Genomic DNA, 14,901 nt, shown 5'->3' on the forward strand with positions numbered 1-14,901 from the left:
GAGCTCCTCAACGCACCTTCGCGATGGCCGCGTTGGCCTCGTCGGCGCACTGCCGCAGGGCCTTCGCCGGTGTGCTCCGGCCGAGCAGTACGGCGGTGATGGCCTCGCCGAACGGCATGGAGATCTTGGGGTAGGCCCGGTCGACGGGCCGTACCCGGGCGGTCTCGAGCACCTCGGTGAACACCGGCAGACCGGGCACCTCGGCCGCGTACGCCCGCCACTGCGGACGGCGCTCGGCCGGGCGGCTCTGCGGCAGGCTGCCCGCCTGGGTGTCCCACCGGTACGCCTGCTCGGGTTCCATGAGCCAGCCGACGAACGTACGGGCGGCCTTCAGCCGCGCGGAGCCGTTGTCGAACACGCTCCAGGTGTCGGGGCCGGAGATGGTCACCGACCGGCCGCTGAAGCCGGGCAGCGGGACGACCTGATAGTCGATCCTCGCCTGGCGGATGTCGGGCAGCTGCCAGGGGCCGGTGGCGACCATGCCCAGCCGGCCGGCGGCAAACGCCTGGTACATCTGCTCGCCACCCGGCTTGGGATCGACGTAGACACTTCTGTCCTTGGCGAGTGCGGCGAGCACCTCGAGGGACCGGACCCCGGGTTCACCGGCGAACCCGATCTCCCGCTTGCCCTCGGCGATGACCTCGCCGCCCAGATCCCAGATCATGGGCCACATCCGCCACACCGTGTCCTCGTCGCCCGCGGCGGGCCAGCCGGTGCCGAACGTGCCCCTGCCGCGGTCGGTCAGCTTCCTGGCCGTCTCGATGAAGTCCCGCCAGGTCCAGCCGGGTCCCGGCAGCTCAAGACCGGCCCGGCGGAAGAGGGCCTTGTTGCACACCACGGCCAGCGAGTCCAGCACCGCGGGCACCGCACGGACCACACCGTCGACCGTGACGCCCTCCCGGGCGGCGGGCCAGTACTGCTTCCACGGCACCCGCCCGGATTCCACGACCGTCGTCAGATCCGCCAGTTGGGGGCTTCTGGCGACGCTGGCCAGGTCGGAGCCGAAGATGTAGGCGACGTCGGGCGGCGATCCGGCGACGAGACCGGCCATCACCTTCTGAAGCATGTCGTCCGCCAGCACGCCGCCGCTCAGGTCGATCCGTATCTTCGGGTGGCCGCGGTGGAAGTCGGCCACGAGCCGCTTGACCGCTCGCAGGGCGGTGCTGGTCTGCCCGTGCCACACCTCGATGTGCACGGTTCCCCGGGAATCCACCCCCAGGCCCGTCCCGCATCCGGCCACGGCAGCACCCATGGCGCCGGTGAGCGCCATCGCCCCGCCGCCGCGCAGCACCCCACGCCGGGACGGACCGCCGCACACGGGAGGAGGGATACGCGAACGGTTCAGGCTCATCGCTGAGAGCTCCATGATCCGAGGGCACGGCCCCGCCTCGGTCACGGACAGCGACCTGGCGACTCGGGCCGGACTCACGGCGGAGCCGCATACCGGCTGGGCGTACCTCTGCCGCCGAGGATTCGACATCGGCGTGCCAGGGAGTAAACCGATCAGACCGAATCACGTCAAGAGCGTGAAACTGCTCAGTGTTGGCTTTGAACGCGCACAAGCAATCAGCGAGGGGATGTTCTTCGGCGGGCATCGCACCCGGAAACGGGCATATCGCCGCGCGGGGGCCTGTCGATTCCCGCGCGGCGAAGCCGCTAGATCCGCCGGAGCCCCACCAGCACGCGCTCCATCAGGGAGACGTCCGGTACGTCGCCCTCCGCGGAAGCCGTCCGGTGGACGGTGATCAGGCCGTGCTCGGCCATGTCGCCGAGCAGGACCTTGGCCACCCCCAGCGGCACCGAGAGCATGGCCGCCACCTCGGCCACCGACCGCGGCTCCTGGCACAGCATGATCACCGGGCGGTGGTCCGCATGGAGGGTGTCCATCGAGCGGTGGCCCAGCTCGGTGGTGGTCACCAGGGTCTCGACCTCGAAGTGGTGGTCGGACCTGGTCCGGCCGCCCGTCCACGAGTAGGCGCGGACCAGCGAGGCCGGGCCCTGGCCGGCCTCGTGCTCCGTGTCCCAGACCCCCGGCCGCTCCGGCTCCGAGGCCCCCCGCGAAAAGGTTTCCCCGGGGTCCTCGGGCCGGGCCTCTCCGCCCCGGCGGGACCGGGCGCCCTCCGGCGCCCCGTCGGACCGGGGCGGCTTCCGCCCGCGTCGCCCTTTGCCGAAGCTGAAGGCGTTGAGCACGTCGGCGAAGGTCTGTTCGTCCTCCGCCCCCTGTTCTCTCCCAGGTCCCTGCCCGGAAGGGCCTTCACCGGTGCTCATCATCTCCCCGTCCGGCCTATTGGGCTGCTGTCCGCTTCACGGCCCGCAGATTCAGTTCCTGGAGCTCGGCGCGGAGTTCCGGAGTCAGCATCTCGCCGACCTGATCGACCAGTACCGTCATCTCGTACGCCACCTGACCGATTTCGCAGTCCGGCGCCGCCAGCACCACGAGGCACGAGCCGTCCTTGATCGACATCAGGAGCATGTTCCCGAGCTCCATCTGGATCACGGAGGACCGCACATCACCGGTGTCCATGCACTGGGCAGCGCCCTGGATCAGGCTGATGGCCCCGGCGGCAATGGTGGCGACCTGCTCAGCCCGATCGGCCGCCAGCCCGTCCGACGCGGTGAGCAACAGCCCGTCGGCCGAGACCACCACGGCGCACGCCACATTGGGCACACGCTCGGTGAAGTTGGTGACCAGCCATCCGAACTGGCTCACCTCCCGCAGCTGGGGTGAGGTCATGGGTTCTTCCTGTCCATCTTCGCTGAGACCTTATGTCTCGTCGCGTCCGTCGGGCTGAGCCCGCCGGATGCCCGACTGGTAATTGCTGAGGAACGAATGGGTACGGCCGGCGTTCCGCCGCGCGGCGGCGTCGTCCGGGGCGGCGCGCGGCGCGGGCCGCTCCCCGGTGGCGCGCGGCTTCTCCCGGTCCGCCGCCTGGCCTTGGCGCGGCACCCGCCGGGGCAGCCCGGCCTGGGTGACACCGCCCGCCTCGGCGGCGCCGGGCCGCTCGTGGACGATCTGGCCGGGCTCGTCCGCGGGGTCCGGCCGGCTCTCGTCGGGGGGGCCGGACGGAGCGGGGTCGGGCCGCCGGAAGGCGGCGGACGCCGAGCGGTCCGCCGGCTCCCGGCCGTCGGTGTGCCCCTCGTCGTGGGAGTCCGCCGGTGCCGTCTCGGGCGACGCGAACCATGGCGAGGGGGCGCCGTCCGGGGCGGTCGGACGCGAACGCGGCGGGGGGATCACGGGCTGCCCCGGCGGCTGTGCGGTGCGGCGGTCCGCGGGCGTTCCGCCGTCGCCGGGCAGGGCGCCGTTCTTCTCCGGTGCGCCGTCGCCGACCGAGGTGGGATGGCCCGGCTTGGCGGGGTGACCGGGCTTGGCCGGGTGGCCGGGCCTTACCGGGTTCCGGCGCGGCAGTCCGCCGGTCTGCTGGGGATCCGTGAACGCCCGCGAGGAGCCGGGACGGGTCGGCAGGGAGCGGCCCGCGTGCTCGGACGCGGCCGGGGCATCACCGGCGCGCAGCGCGCGGGGGTTGTCGGGCACACGGCGCGGCAGAGGCGCCGCCGGGGCGCCGCCGAGCTCACGGTGCGGCCGTGCCGGCTCGGATGTCCTGGCGGAGGTCTTCCGGACGGGCAGCGAGCTCTCCCGGCCCGCGATGGCGGGTTTCTCACCGAGCATCAGCCTGGCCGGTACGAGCACGCCCGCGCGCAGCCCGCCACCGGTATCCCGCTCCGAGGTCAGCTCCACGGTGACGCCGTGGCGACGGGCCAGCCGACCGACGACGGTCAGGCCCATCTGCCGGGACGTAGGTACCTCCACGGATGCGTCCGCCGCTACACGACGATGAGCCTTGGCCAATTCGGCACCGCTCATCCCAAATCCCTCGTCGCGAACCTCGATCAGTGCGGAACCATCCAGTTGCAGTGTATTACTGACGGTCACCTGGGTCTCCGGCGGGGAGAACGCGGTGGCGTTGTCCAGCAGCTCAGCGATCATTCGCGCCAGGTCACCGGCAGCGTACCCGATCACCTCGGCGGTGGGAACGGGCTCCACCACCACCCGGCGGTAGTGCTCGATCTCGGAGACCGCGGCGCGCAGCACACTGTCCAGCTGCACCCGCTGCTCGGAGGGGCGGACCGGGGTGCTCCCGCACAGGACCATCAGGTTCTCGTTGTTGCGGCGCATCCGGGTCGCCAGGTGGTCCAGCTTGAAGAGGCTGGCCAGCTGGTCCGGGTCCTCTTCGTGCGATTCGAGCTGCTCCATCAGGCGCAGCAGCCGGTCCACCAGGCTCTGGCTGCGCCGGGAGAGGTTGACCAGGGTGTCGCGCAGGTCGCCGCGGAGCGCGGCCTGTTCGGCGGCCAGCCGCACGGCCTGGCCGTGCACCGCGTCGAAGGCCCTCGCGAGCTGCCCGAACTCCTCGGTGGTGTGGACCGGCACGGCGCTGATCGAGGTGCTGGACGCCTCGCCCTCGCGGATGCTGGACACCGCCTCCGGGAGCCGGTGCTCGGCCACGTCGAGCGCGGTGGAGCGCAGCACGGTCAGCGACCGCAGCAGATGGCGGGCGATGGCGATGCCGATGGCGAAGGCGAGCAGGAGCACGGCGAAGAGCAGCACGGACTCCGCACCGGCCCGGTCGCTGGTCTCGTCCTGGAGCTTGGCGGAGGTAGCGCGGAGCCGTTCGGCGAGCCGCTTCTCCACCGTGTTGATGAGGCTTCCCTGCGCCTCCGAACTGCGGTGCCAGGTGCGGTCGGAGAACGGCGGGGCGTCGGCGGAGTTCCGCCCGGCGTTCGGCGAGCCCGCCTGGGACAGCACGGCGTCCAGCAGCTTGGTTCGCCGTTCGACCTCCGGGCCGGTGACCGTGCGGTCGTAGGCGCGCTGGTCCGCCGCGGTGGCCACGGCGCGGAAGTCGCTCAGCTTGTCCCGCATGCGGATGTCGGACTCCTGGAGCGCCCTGATGAGCTTGGGGTCTTCCAGCCTGCCGGGCTGGGGCGCCACCATGACGATCACATGCTGGAGGTGGACCTGCTCCTGGACCATCTCCAGGTCGTACAGCGCGCTGGCCGGTCCGGACAGCTCGGCGTCACCGAACCCGCTGCCCAGCGCCTGGTCCAGGTCGAGCAGGCTGTTGATGACCTTGCTGTACTCGGTCACCGCGGTCCATGAGCCCAGGTCCTTGGAGGTCACCCGCTTGCGCAGGTCGGGCAGTCCGTCCAGGAGCTTGGAGGCGTCGCGGTAGCGGTTGGCCGAGACCCCCTTCAGACCGTGGGTCCGCTGCGTGGTGCGGATGACGGCGGCCTGAGCTCGGTCCACGCGCCGGGTCTGCTGCCGGAGCATGGCCGGATCGGCCATTCCACCGCCGCCCAGCCGCTCGGCCGACAGGGTGCGCTCCATCTGTAGATCGCCGATCAACGGCCGCAGTCCGGCGCGCAGCTTGACCAGTCGCTGCACGTCCGCGTACGTGTTGGCGCGCTCGACGTCGCGCTGGATCTGCACGACGCCCAAGGCCACGGCGAGCAGAGCGGGCACCACCAGAACGGCGCCCAGCTTCACCGGCAGCCGCCAGTTGCGCCACTCCACGACGCCGGCCCACCACGACGGCGAGCGGTCGCGCGCGGCCGCATGCCTGCCCGGGGTCATGAGGCGCGCTCCGCGCTCGGACCGGCTTGCCCACAGGGATGTATCACGATGCCGTTTCTCCTGGGATTTCCCCGGATGGGGAAAGTCGAACGCCCGGCAGGCGCGCCGGCCCATCGCTTCGGCGATGCGCCGGCGCGCCTGCCTTTACTCGAACAACTTGCTGCTTTTCTCCGCCAGTTGATAGAGGCCGTACAGAAACGGCACCGCCACCCACAGCCATGCCACGACCATCACCACGGGGGAACCCGCCTTGGTCGCGTTCGTCGAAGGGCCGTCCGCGTCAGTCACCGGTTTACCGCCTCTCTGCCGGAATGGGATCGGGTGTTTCCTCCGGGGGCGCCGACTCCTCCCGGGCCGCGGGCTCCGGCTCATGGAACTTCGGATTCACCGGACGTACCAGCTCGTTCGCGATGAAGCCGATCACGAGCAGACCCATCATCAGCGAGAACGAGAAGGTGTAGAGAGCCGGACCGGAACGCCCGTCCTCATGCGCGGAATCCGCGATGGAATCGACGATGAGCGGTCCGGCGACCCCGGCGACCGACCACGCGGTCAGCAGCCGGCCGTGGATCGCTCCGACCTGGTACGTGCCGAACAGGTCCTTGAGATAGGCCGGAACGGTGGCGAAGCCACCGCCGTAGAACGACAGGATCACCATCGTCGAGGCGACGAACAGCGCGGTGCTGCTGTCCTTCTCGAGCATGATGGTGAGGTAGAGCAGGGCTCCGGCGCCCAGGTACAGCCGGTAGATGTTCTTCCGGCCGACCACGTCGGAGACCGAGGACCACACGAAGCGACCGGCCATGTTGGCCAGGGACAGCAGCGCGACAAACCCGGTGGCGGCGCTCGCGCTCACCGGACTCGCGGTGTCGTGGAAGAAGTCCTGGATCATCGGGGCGGCCTTCTCCAGGATCCCGATACCAGCAGTAACGTTCATGCACAGCACGACCCAGAGCAGCCAGAACTGCGGCGTCCGCACCGCGTTCCTGGCCGATACGTTCGCGGTGGTCACGAGCGGCTTGCCCGCGTCGACGCGGGGCGTCCAGCCGGCCGGCCGCCAGCCCTCCGGCGGCACCCTCACCAGCACCACGCCCAGCGACATGAACACGGCGTAGGCCAGGCCGTGCACCAGGAACGTCTTGGCGATGCCGCTGGTGTCACTGCCGAACGCCTTGAGCATCTCCGTCGACCAGGGAGAAGCGATCAGCGCGCCACCGCCGAAACCCATGATCGCCGTACCGGTGGCCATGCCCGGCCGGTCCGGGAACCACTTCATCAAGGTGGACACCGGTGCGATGTACCCGATCCCGAGGCCGACTCCGCCGATGCCGCCGTAGCCGAGAACGACCAGCCAGTAATTGCGGGTGGCGACGCCGAGCGCGGCGACCAGGAAGCCGGTCGAGAAGGCCACGAGCGCCACGAACATGGCCCAGCGCGGCCCTTTTCGCTCCACCAGCGTTCCCCCGAACGCGGCGGAGAGGCCGAGCACCAGAATGCCGATCTGGAACGGGAGGGCGCTGGCCGTTCCCGAGATGTCTAGGGAATCTTCCAGGGGTATCTTAAAGACGCTCCAGGCGTACGCCTGGCCGATGGAGAAGTGGATCGCAAGCGCCGCCGGAGGAATCAGCCAACGATTCCAGCCCGCGCCTGCCACGATGCGAGAGCGGTCGAGGAAACCCACAGATCAACCTACCTCCGGCTTCTTGAGAACACCCCCGCAGACTGCATTCCTTGTCCCATCCAAACACCTCGGGGGAGGGAGTGGCGAGCCGGGGGCTGCCGTCATATGCCAACGGCAGACGCGCTGCCCAGGCGGCATGCTCACCGCACTCATGCTCGCGCACGATGGGACGTTCTACCCGAGGTGAGGTTCTACCAGTGGCGACACTTGGGACACAACGCCGGGTGCCGAAATGTCCTCAAGGCGCAACCTGGGACACTCGCTGTCAACCTGACACCAAGTCAAAATGGACAACACGGGAAGGTGAGACAAACCATTGGTTCAGCGACCTCTCCCACCATATTCGAGATGGCCACGAAGCCGGACGCACACCCTGACATGTGCCAACCTGCGCCGGTGAGGAGCAGGGTGCCACGTTGACTGCGTCCGGCGCCTTACTACACTTGCCGCGTCAAGGGCCCGCCGGTTGCCCTTCCCTGACGCCCGGGCGCGGGCGCCCCCGAACCGACGTTTTCGTCAGAAAAACCCCGGAGAAAACCATGAATAAATCGGTGCGATCACCCGCTTCCTTGCCATCCGAGCGGGCCACCGGAACGGGGTTCGCCGATCGCGGTGATGACATCGGGGAGCCCGACTTCGAGGCGATCCAGCAGAGCCCGGAGTTCAAACTCCTGCGCAAGAGACTGCTCTGGTTCATCTTCCCGATGAGCGCGTTCTTCTTGTGCTGGTACATGACCTTCGTTCTCTTCTCGGCCTACGACCACGACTTCATGAGCCGCAAGCTGTTCGGCGCGCTCAACACCGGCACCGTTTTCGGTCTGCTTCAGTTCGTGACGACCATGGTGATCGTCCTGACATACCGGCGCTTCGCGCGCAAGAAACTTGATCCCCAGGTGGACACGATCCACGAGCTGGCGGGAGTCGGCAAGGAATGACAGTGCAGATCGCAGCCCGCACGACCGGCAGCCCGATAATCAACCTGAGCGTCTTCTTCGCTTTCGTCGTCATCACGCTGTTCGTCGTCTACAAGGCCACCAACAGGAATTCGACCACCTCCGACTACTACGCCGCGGGCAGCGCCTTCAGCGGCGTCCAGAACGGCATCGCCCTCTCCGGCGACTTCCTCTCCGCCGCCTCGTTCCTCGGCATCTCGGGAGCGATCGCCGTCCACGGCTACGACGGGTTCCTCTACTCCGTGGGGTGGCTGGTGGCCTGGCTGGTCGCCCTCCTGCTCGTCGGTGAACGGCTCCGCAACACCGGGCGGTTCACGGTCGGCGATGTGATGGCTTACCGCATGAAGCAGCGCCCGGTGCGCGCGGCGGCGGCCAACGCCACCCTGGTGATCACGTTCTTCTACATGCTCGCCCAGATGGCCGGCGCGGGTGGTCTGATCGCCCTGCTGCTCAATGTGCACAGCAAGGGCGGGCAGGCCCTCATCATCACCGGCGTCGGCCTCGTGATGGTCTTCTACGTCCTGGTGGGCGGCATGAAGGGCACCACCTGGGTGCAGATCATCAAGGCGGGCCTGCTGCTGATCTGCGTGACCTTCATGAGTGTGTTCCTGCTCGGCAAGTTCGGGTTCAGCCTCTCGGCGATCCTTGACCAGGCGTCCCAGAACAGCCCGCTGGGCGCGGAACTGCTCAACCCGGGCGGCTGGTACGGCAGGAACGCGATGGACCAGCTCGACTTCGTCTCGCTCTCCCTGGCGCTGGTCCTCGGCATCTCCAGCCTGCCGCACGTGCTGATGCGCTTCTACACCGTGCCGGACGCCAAGGAGGCCCGGCGCTCGGTGGTGTGGTGCTCCTGGTCGATGTTCATCTTCTATCTGTCGATCCTGCTCGTCGGGTACGGCGCCACCGCGCTGGTCGGTTCGGACAAGATCGTGAAGGCGCCCGGCGGCGAGAACTCCGCCGCTCCCCTGCTCGCCTTCGAGATCGGCGGTGCGATGCTCCTGGGCATCGTCTCCGCGGTCGCCTTCGCCACGATCCTGGCGGTGGTGGCCGGGCTGACCCTGGCCGCCTCGGCCTCGTTCGCCCATGACGTGTACGCCAATGTCATCCGGAGCGGAAAGGCCGATCCGCGGTCCGAGATCCGGGTCGCCCGTCTGACGGCGCTCGTGATCGGCTTCCTGGCCATCCTCGGCGGCATCGTCACCAACGGCCAGAACGTCGCGTTCCTGGTGTCGCTGGCGCTGGCGCTCGCCGCGTCCGCCAATCTGCCGACGATCCTCTACACGCTGTTCTGGAAGCGTTTCAACACGACCGGGACGCTGTGGAGCATCTACGGCGGGCTGGTGTCCGGCCTGGTGCTCATCATCTTCTCCCCGGCCATCTCGGGCAGTTCCACGTCCATCATCAAGGGCGTGGACTTCCACTGGTTCCCGCTCACCAACCCCGGCCTGGTGTCCATTCCGCTCTCCTTCCTCTGCGGCTTCCTCGGCACGGTCTTCAGCAAGGAGCCCGCGGACCCCAAGAAGCAGGCGGAGATGGAGGTGCGGTCGCTGACCGGCATCGGTTCGAAGGCATAAGCCGACAGGGCCGTGGGCGGCCGGAGCCGCCTACGGCCGACGGGCCGTTCCGGGGGTGGTTTCGGTATCCCTCCGGACCTCCGACGGAACGAGCCGCTCCGAGGAGCTCGGCGCCGCCGACCGGCCGCGCGCGGGCACCTTCGAGCCGTCCCGGGGGCTGGACGTCTCGCTCCCGGGCCCGCGACCGCGGCGCTGACTGGCGGACCCGGACGGCGCCGAGGGGCGGGGCGACACCGAGGGACCGCCGGAAACCGACGGAGGCGGGGGCGTCGTACGGCCGGTCGCGGGGGGCGGGGCCAGCGGGACCGTCGGGCGCGCGGGTGGCTCGGGCGCCGACTGGCGGAGCGGCAGCGCGATGAGAGCGGCCACGGCGCAGGACACCCCGACCCCGGCCGCGGTGCGGAGGAGCTTGCGGCGGGTCGCGGCACGGCGGATCGCCTCGTATCGCCCGGGCGGCGGGCCGAGGTGGTCGGAGGGGGGTCGCAGGATCACCGCGAGGGGGTCGTCGGGCTCCCGCTCGGGGCCGATGTGCTCCGGCTCCGGGCCCATGTGCTCCGGCTCCGGGCCGTTGTGCTCCGGGCCGTTGTGCTCCGGGCCGTCCTCAAAGCGTGGGGTCAAGGCTTCTCCTCAGGTGGACGCGGAGCAGTTCCCGGGCCGCGTGGAGGTCGGCCTTGACGGTTCCTTCCTTGCGCCCGGTCAGCACGGACACCTCCCGGATCGGCATGTCAGCGTAGTAGTGCAGCAGGATCGGGACGCGCAGCCGTTCCGGCAGCGACTGCACGAGCAGGCGCACCGACGGGTCGGACTGTTCGGTGTGGGGGCGGACGGCGGCTTCCGTGGTGGCGCGGCGCATGGCCCTGCGCTCGCGCTCCACCTTGCGCCAGTGGTCCCGGACGAGATTGGCCGCGGTGACGTAGAGGAACCCGCGGGGCTCCTCCACGGACGTCCAGCGGGCCCAGAGCCGGGTGAACGCCTCGGAGGCGATCTCATGGGCCGTCTCGTCGTCGTCGACGAGACGTCGGCACCAGCCGGCCAGGCGCGGGTAGAGGGCGGCGAACAGCTCGGACGCCGCCCTGTCACGGGACCGTTTCAACGCACTCCATGGTCGCGACGGCACTCGGCCGTGAGGGCACTTCGAAGAGGAGGATCCCGGGCCGCCGGGGTGGGTTCCCTGGGCCCGGGATCCGGGGTGGGTCAGGGGCCGTCGGAGGTCAGCGCGGCGAAGACGATCACGTTGTCGAGATAGCCGTCGCCGGAGCGCGGGCCGCCGCAGGTGATCAGCCGCAGTTCCGGGCGGTCCACGTCCCCGTAGACCTCGTCCGCCGGGAACTCCGCCTTGGCGACGGTCCGTACGGCGCTGACGGCGAACCGTGCCGCCGTGCCGTTCTCCAGGCGCGCCTCGATCCGGTCGCCCCGGCGCAGCCGCGCCAGGTGACGGAAGACCCCGTCGCCGTAGGCGCCGACCGTGACATGGCCGAGGATGACGGACGGGCCGAGCTGCCCCGGTGTCGGCGAGTGCCGGTACCAGCCCGCGCGGTCGTGGGCCGTGACCGGCGGGACCGCCACGCTCCCGTCCGGCGCCAGCCCCAGCCGGATGACCGGGGTGTCGACGCCGATGGCCGGGATCCGCAGCCCCACCGGGACCGAACGCCCAAGGGGACGCGCCGCCCGCACGGGGGTCGGCGGTGGCGTCCTCCCGGAGTGCGGTGCGGCCGTGGTCCGCCCGGCCGGGTGGCCGCCGCAGCCCGCGAGCAGCGAGGCCATCGCCGCGGTGGCGAAGGCGCGCCTGGAGAACGGGGTCATGCCCCGGTCGCCCGCCGGCGCCGGACGACGAGGACCGCCGCGCCGCCCGCGGCGAGCACCGCGGCGGCGCCCCCGCCGATCAGCGCGCCCTCGTTCTGGGACGACTCGGAGGACCCGGCCGTCACTCCGGTGTTCGGCGCGCCCTTCGGCACGACGGCGACCTGGCCGCGGTCCCGCTTCTGGGCCGGTTCCTCCCTCGGGGCCGGGGCGGCGGAGGAGGGCGCGCGGGTCGGCGCCTCGCTCGGGACCGGGCTGGCGGAGGCCGCGGGGGTGCGGCGGGGGGCGGGGGTCGCGTCGTCGGCGAACGCGGGCACGGTGGTCGCCAGTACGGCGGTGCACGCGAGGGTCATCGCGCTGAGGACAGTGCGGCGCATGGAGTCGCTCTCTTTCGTCGGCCCGCCCGGCCGTTCGGCGGGCTGGGTTACGGATCGAGCGGAGAGACGAGGCAGCGGCGAGGCGCGTTGCAAAGAGATGGCAAAGCGTGTTCATCGGCCCTGCCGGGACCGGCGTTCGGGCGGAAAGACGTCCAGGCCGGTCCGTGCGGACCGGCCTGGACGGGGTGCTCGGAGCGGATCAGACGAGGTCGAACCGGTCCAGGTTCATGACCTTGACCCACGCCGCGACGAAGTCGTGCACGAACTTCTCCTTGGCGTCGTCGCTCGCGTAGACCTCCGCGAGGGCGCGCAGCTCGGAGTTGGAGCCGAAGACGAGGTCGGCACGGGTGCCGGTCCACTTGACCGCGCCCGAGGCGTCACGGCCCTCGAACGTGGTCTGGTCCTCGGAGGTGGACTTCCAGGTCGTGCCCAGGTCGAGCAGGTTGACGAAGAAGTCGTTGGTGAGCTTGCCCGGGGTCTCGGTGAGGACGCCGTGCTTGGACCCGTTGTGGTTCGCGTCCAGCACGCGCAACCCACCGACCAGGACGGTCATCTCGGGGGCGCTCAGGGTGAGCAGGTTCGCCCGGTCCAGCAGCAGGTACTCGGCGGGCAGGCGGTTGCCCTTGCCGACGTAGTTGCGGAACCCGTCGTACGTCGGCTCCAGCGCGGCGAACGACTCGGCGTCGGTGTGCTCGTCACCCGCGTCGACACGGCCCGGGGCGAAGGCCACCTCCACGTCGACACCGGCGTCCTTGGCGGCCTTCTCCACGGCGGCGGAGCCACCGAGGACGATCAGGTCGGCCAGGGAGACCTTCTTGGCGCCGGAGTTGAACTCGCCCTGGATGGCCTCCAGGGTGTGCAGGACCTGCGCCAGCTCGTCCGGGTTGTTGACCTCCCAGCCGCGCTGCGGCTCCAGGCGGATCCGGGCTCCGTTGGCGCCACCGCGCTTGTCGCTGCCGCGGAACGAGGCGGCGGACGCCCAGGCGGTGCCGACCAGCTGCGAGACGGTCAGACCGGAGTCGAGGATCTTGGCCTTGAGCGCCGTGACATCGGCGGCGTCGATGGCCTCGCCCTCGGCCTCGGGCAGCGGGTCCTGCCACAGCAGGGTCTCCGCCGGGACCTCCGGGCCGAGGTACAGCGACTTCGGGCCCATGTCGCGGTGGGTCAGCTTGTACCAGGCGCGGGCGAAGGCGTCCGCGAACTCCTGCGGGTTCTCGTAGAACCGGCGGGAGATCGGCCCGTAGATCGGGTCGAGCTTCAGCGAGAGGTCCGTGGTGAGCATCGTCGGGCGCTGCTTCTTGTTCGGGTCGAAGGCGTCCGGGACGATCTCCGGGGCGTCCTTGGCCACCCACTGGTTGGCGCCGGCCGGGCTCTTGGTGAGCTCGTACTCGTACTCGAAGAGGTTCTTGAAGAACCCGTTGCTCCACTGGGTGGGGGTGGTGGTCCAGGTGACCTCGAGGCCACTGGTGATGGCGTCCTTGCCCGCGCCCGTGCCGTGGGTGCTCTTCCAGCCGAGGCCCAGCTGCTCCATCGGAGCGGCCTCCGGGTCCGGGCCGACGGCGTCCGCGGGGCCCGCGCCGTGGGTCTTGCCGAAGGTGTGGCCACCGGCGATGAGGGCGACGGTCTCCTCGTCGTTCATCGCCATCCGGCGGAAGGTCTCACGGATGTCGCGGGCCGCGGCGATCGGGTCCGGGTTGCCGTTGGGGCCCTCCGGGTTGACGTAGATCAGACCCATCTGGACGGCGCCGAGCGGGTTCTCCAGCTCGCGGTCGCCGGTGTAGCGCTCATCGCCGAGCCAGGTGGTCTCCGGGCCCCAGTAGACGTCCTCCTCGGCCTCCCAGACGTCCGCACGGCCACCGCCGAAGCCGAAGGTCTCGAAGCCCATCGTCTCCAGGGCGACATTGCCGGTGAGGACCATGAGGTCGGCCCAGGAGATGGACTGGCCGTACTTCTTCTTGACCGGCCACAGCAGACGGCGGGCCTTGTCGAGGCTCGCGTTGTCCGGCCAGCTGTTGAGCGGGGCGAAGCGCTGCTGACCGGCACCGGCGCCGCCGCGGCCGTCGCTGATGCGGTAGGTGCCGGCGCTGTGCCAGGCCATGCGGATCATCAGCGGGCCGTAGTTGCCGAAGTCGGCGGGCCACCAGTCCTGCGAGGTGGTCAGCACCTCGGCGATGTCCCGCTTCACCGCCGCGAGGTCGAGGGCCTGGAACGCCTCGGCGTAGTCGAACTCCTCACCCAGCGGGTTGGTCGCCGGGGGGTTCATGGCGAGGATCTTCAGATTGAGCCGGTCCGGCCACCACTGACGGTTGCCGCCGCCCTGCGTGGGGTGGGGAGCACGCCCGTGTGCGACCGGGCAGCCCCCCGCTTCCTCTGTCTTCGGGTCTACGACGATTGCCTCATGGTTCTCGGACATGGAAATCCTTCCACGCTAGGGCGGATCATGGTGCTCAGGAACTGGTGGCGGTGGAACAGTCGGGGCACTGGCCCCAGTAGATGACCTCGGCCTCGTCGACCGAGAAGCCGTGGTCATCGGACGCGGTCAGGCAGGGTGCCTCACCGGCGGCGCAGTCGACATCGGCGACGGCACCACACGACCGGCATACGACGTGGTGGTGGTTGTCCCCGACGCGTCCTTCGAACCGGGCCGGGTTGCCGGCCGGTTCGATGCGGCGTACGAGGCCCGCCGCGGTCATCGCGTGAAGGGCCTCGTACACGGCCTGGAGGGAGATGTGGCCGACACGGTCGCGCACCCCGGAGGCGATCGCCTCGACCCCGAGGTGATCACCGTCCCGGACGGTCTCCAGCAAGGCGACCCGGGCGGCCGTCACCCGCAGGCCGGCACCGCGCAGCTCCTCGGCAGTGGTCGGAGTCTGGGATGCGGTCATGGGCC

General features: G+C 70.3%; 14 protein-coding genes. 2 read left to right on the top strand and 12 right to left on the bottom strand.

The window, feature by feature from the left end; all coding sequences use genetic code 11:
* Window positions 1-7 precede the first annotated feature (7 nt).
* The 6 genes from ABD329_RS17855 to ABD329_RS17880 all read right to left on the bottom strand — a co-directional run bounded on the left by ABD329_RS17855 (window position 8) and on the right by ABD329_RS17880 (window position 7,307).
* Window positions 8-1,351: an ABC transporter substrate-binding protein gene (locus ABD329_RS17855; RefSeq protein ID WP_198276911.1), complete on the bottom strand. Its 1,344-nt coding sequence runs from the start codon at window positions 1,349-1,351 to the stop codon at window positions 8-10.
* A gap of 305 nt (window positions 1,352-1,656) precedes the next feature.
* Window positions 1,657-2,268: a DUF742 domain-containing protein gene (locus ABD329_RS17860; RefSeq protein ID WP_344316618.1), complete on the bottom strand. Its 612-nt coding sequence runs from the start codon at window positions 2,266-2,268 to the stop codon at window positions 1,657-1,659.
* Between the two features lie 16 nt (window positions 2,269-2,284).
* Window positions 2,285-2,734, bottom strand: coding sequence for a roadblock/LC7 domain-containing protein (locus tag ABD329_RS17865; protein WP_198276913.1), 450 nt, complete (start codon window positions 2,732-2,734; stop codon window positions 2,285-2,287).
* 30 nt (window positions 2,735-2,764) lie between these two features.
* The gene (locus tag ABD329_RS17870; protein WP_344316619.1) at window positions 2,765-5,626 is read right to left on the bottom strand and encodes a nitrate- and nitrite sensing domain-containing protein; all 2,862 of its coding nucleotides are present in this window, start codon (window positions 5,624-5,626) and stop codon (window positions 2,765-2,767) included.
* A gap of 144 nt (window positions 5,627-5,770) precedes the next feature.
* Window positions 5,771-5,914 carry an MFS transporter small subunit gene (locus ABD329_RS17875; RefSeq protein ID WP_198276918.1) on the bottom strand — a complete coding sequence of 48 codons (144 nt, stop codon included), beginning with the start codon at window positions 5,912-5,914 and terminating at the stop codon, window positions 5,771-5,773.
* A 4-nt stretch (window positions 5,915-5,918) separates the two neighbouring features.
* Complete coding sequence (locus ABD329_RS17880) at window positions 5,919-7,307, bottom strand: L-lactate MFS transporter (protein ID WP_198276915.1); 1,389 nt, start codon at window positions 7,305-7,307, stop codon at window positions 5,919-5,921.
* Window positions 7,308-7,846: 539 nt separating this feature from the next.
* On the opposite strand from ABD329_RS17880, the gene ABD329_RS17885 reads away from it, so the two are divergent.
* Both ABD329_RS17885 and ABD329_RS17890 read left to right on the top strand, forming a co-directional pair.
* Window positions 7,847-8,242 (top strand): DUF485 domain-containing protein, encoded by a 396-nt coding sequence (locus ABD329_RS17885; RefSeq protein WP_198276916.1) that lies wholly within the window; start codon window positions 7,847-7,849, stop codon window positions 8,240-8,242.
* Window positions 8,239-9,834 carry a solute symporter family protein gene (locus tag ABD329_RS17890; protein WP_198276917.1) on the top strand — a complete coding sequence of 532 codons (1,596 nt, stop codon included), beginning with the start codon at window positions 8,239-8,241 and terminating at the stop codon, window positions 9,832-9,834. Before ABD329_RS17885 ends, ABD329_RS17890 begins: the two co-directional genes overlap by 4 nt.
* Before the next feature lie 30 nt (window positions 9,835-9,864).
* Here the strand turns inward: ABD329_RS17890 and ABD329_RS17895 are convergent, their stop codons facing one another.
* The 6 genes from ABD329_RS17895 to ABD329_RS17920 all read right to left on the bottom strand — a co-directional run bounded on the left by ABD329_RS17895 (window position 9,865) and on the right by ABD329_RS17920 (window position 14,896).
* A complete protein-coding gene (locus tag ABD329_RS17895) occupies window positions 9,865-10,452 on the bottom strand; it encodes a hypothetical protein (RefSeq protein ID WP_344316620.1) in 588 nt (195 codons plus the stop codon).
* A complete protein-coding gene (locus ABD329_RS17900; RefSeq protein WP_020866784.1) occupies window positions 10,436-10,927 on the bottom strand; it encodes an RNA polymerase sigma factor in 492 nt (163 codons plus the stop codon). The genes ABD329_RS17895 and ABD329_RS17900 overlap by 17 nt, the downstream gene beginning before the upstream one ends.
* 101 nt (window positions 10,928-11,028) lie before the next feature.
* On the bottom strand, window positions 11,029-11,637 hold the full coding sequence (locus ABD329_RS17905) for a class F sortase (RefSeq protein WP_198282313.1): 609 nt from the start codon (window positions 11,635-11,637) through the stop codon (window positions 11,029-11,031).
* Window positions 11,634-12,011 (bottom strand): sortase-dependent protein, encoded by a 378-nt coding sequence (locus tag ABD329_RS17910; RefSeq protein ID WP_344316621.1) that lies wholly within the window; start codon window positions 12,009-12,011, stop codon window positions 11,634-11,636. Before ABD329_RS17910 ends, ABD329_RS17905 begins: the two co-directional genes overlap by 4 nt.
* 199 nt (window positions 12,012-12,210) lie before the next feature.
* Entirely contained in the window at window positions 12,211-14,424 is a 2,214-nt protein-coding gene (gene katG / locus ABD329_RS17915) for a catalase/peroxidase HPI (RefSeq protein WP_198281443.1), read from the bottom strand.
* Between the two features lie 34 nt (window positions 14,425-14,458).
* Complete coding sequence (locus tag ABD329_RS17920; protein WP_198281444.1) at window positions 14,459-14,896, bottom strand: Fur family transcriptional regulator; 438 nt, start codon at window positions 14,894-14,896, stop codon at window positions 14,459-14,461.
* Between the last annotated feature and the right edge of the window lie 5 nt (window positions 14,897-14,901).

It is taken from the genome of Streptomyces javensis (assembly GCF_039525925.1).
Taxonomy (GTDB): domain Bacteria; phylum Actinomycetota; class Actinomycetes; order Streptomycetales; family Streptomycetaceae; genus Streptomyces; species Streptomyces asiaticus.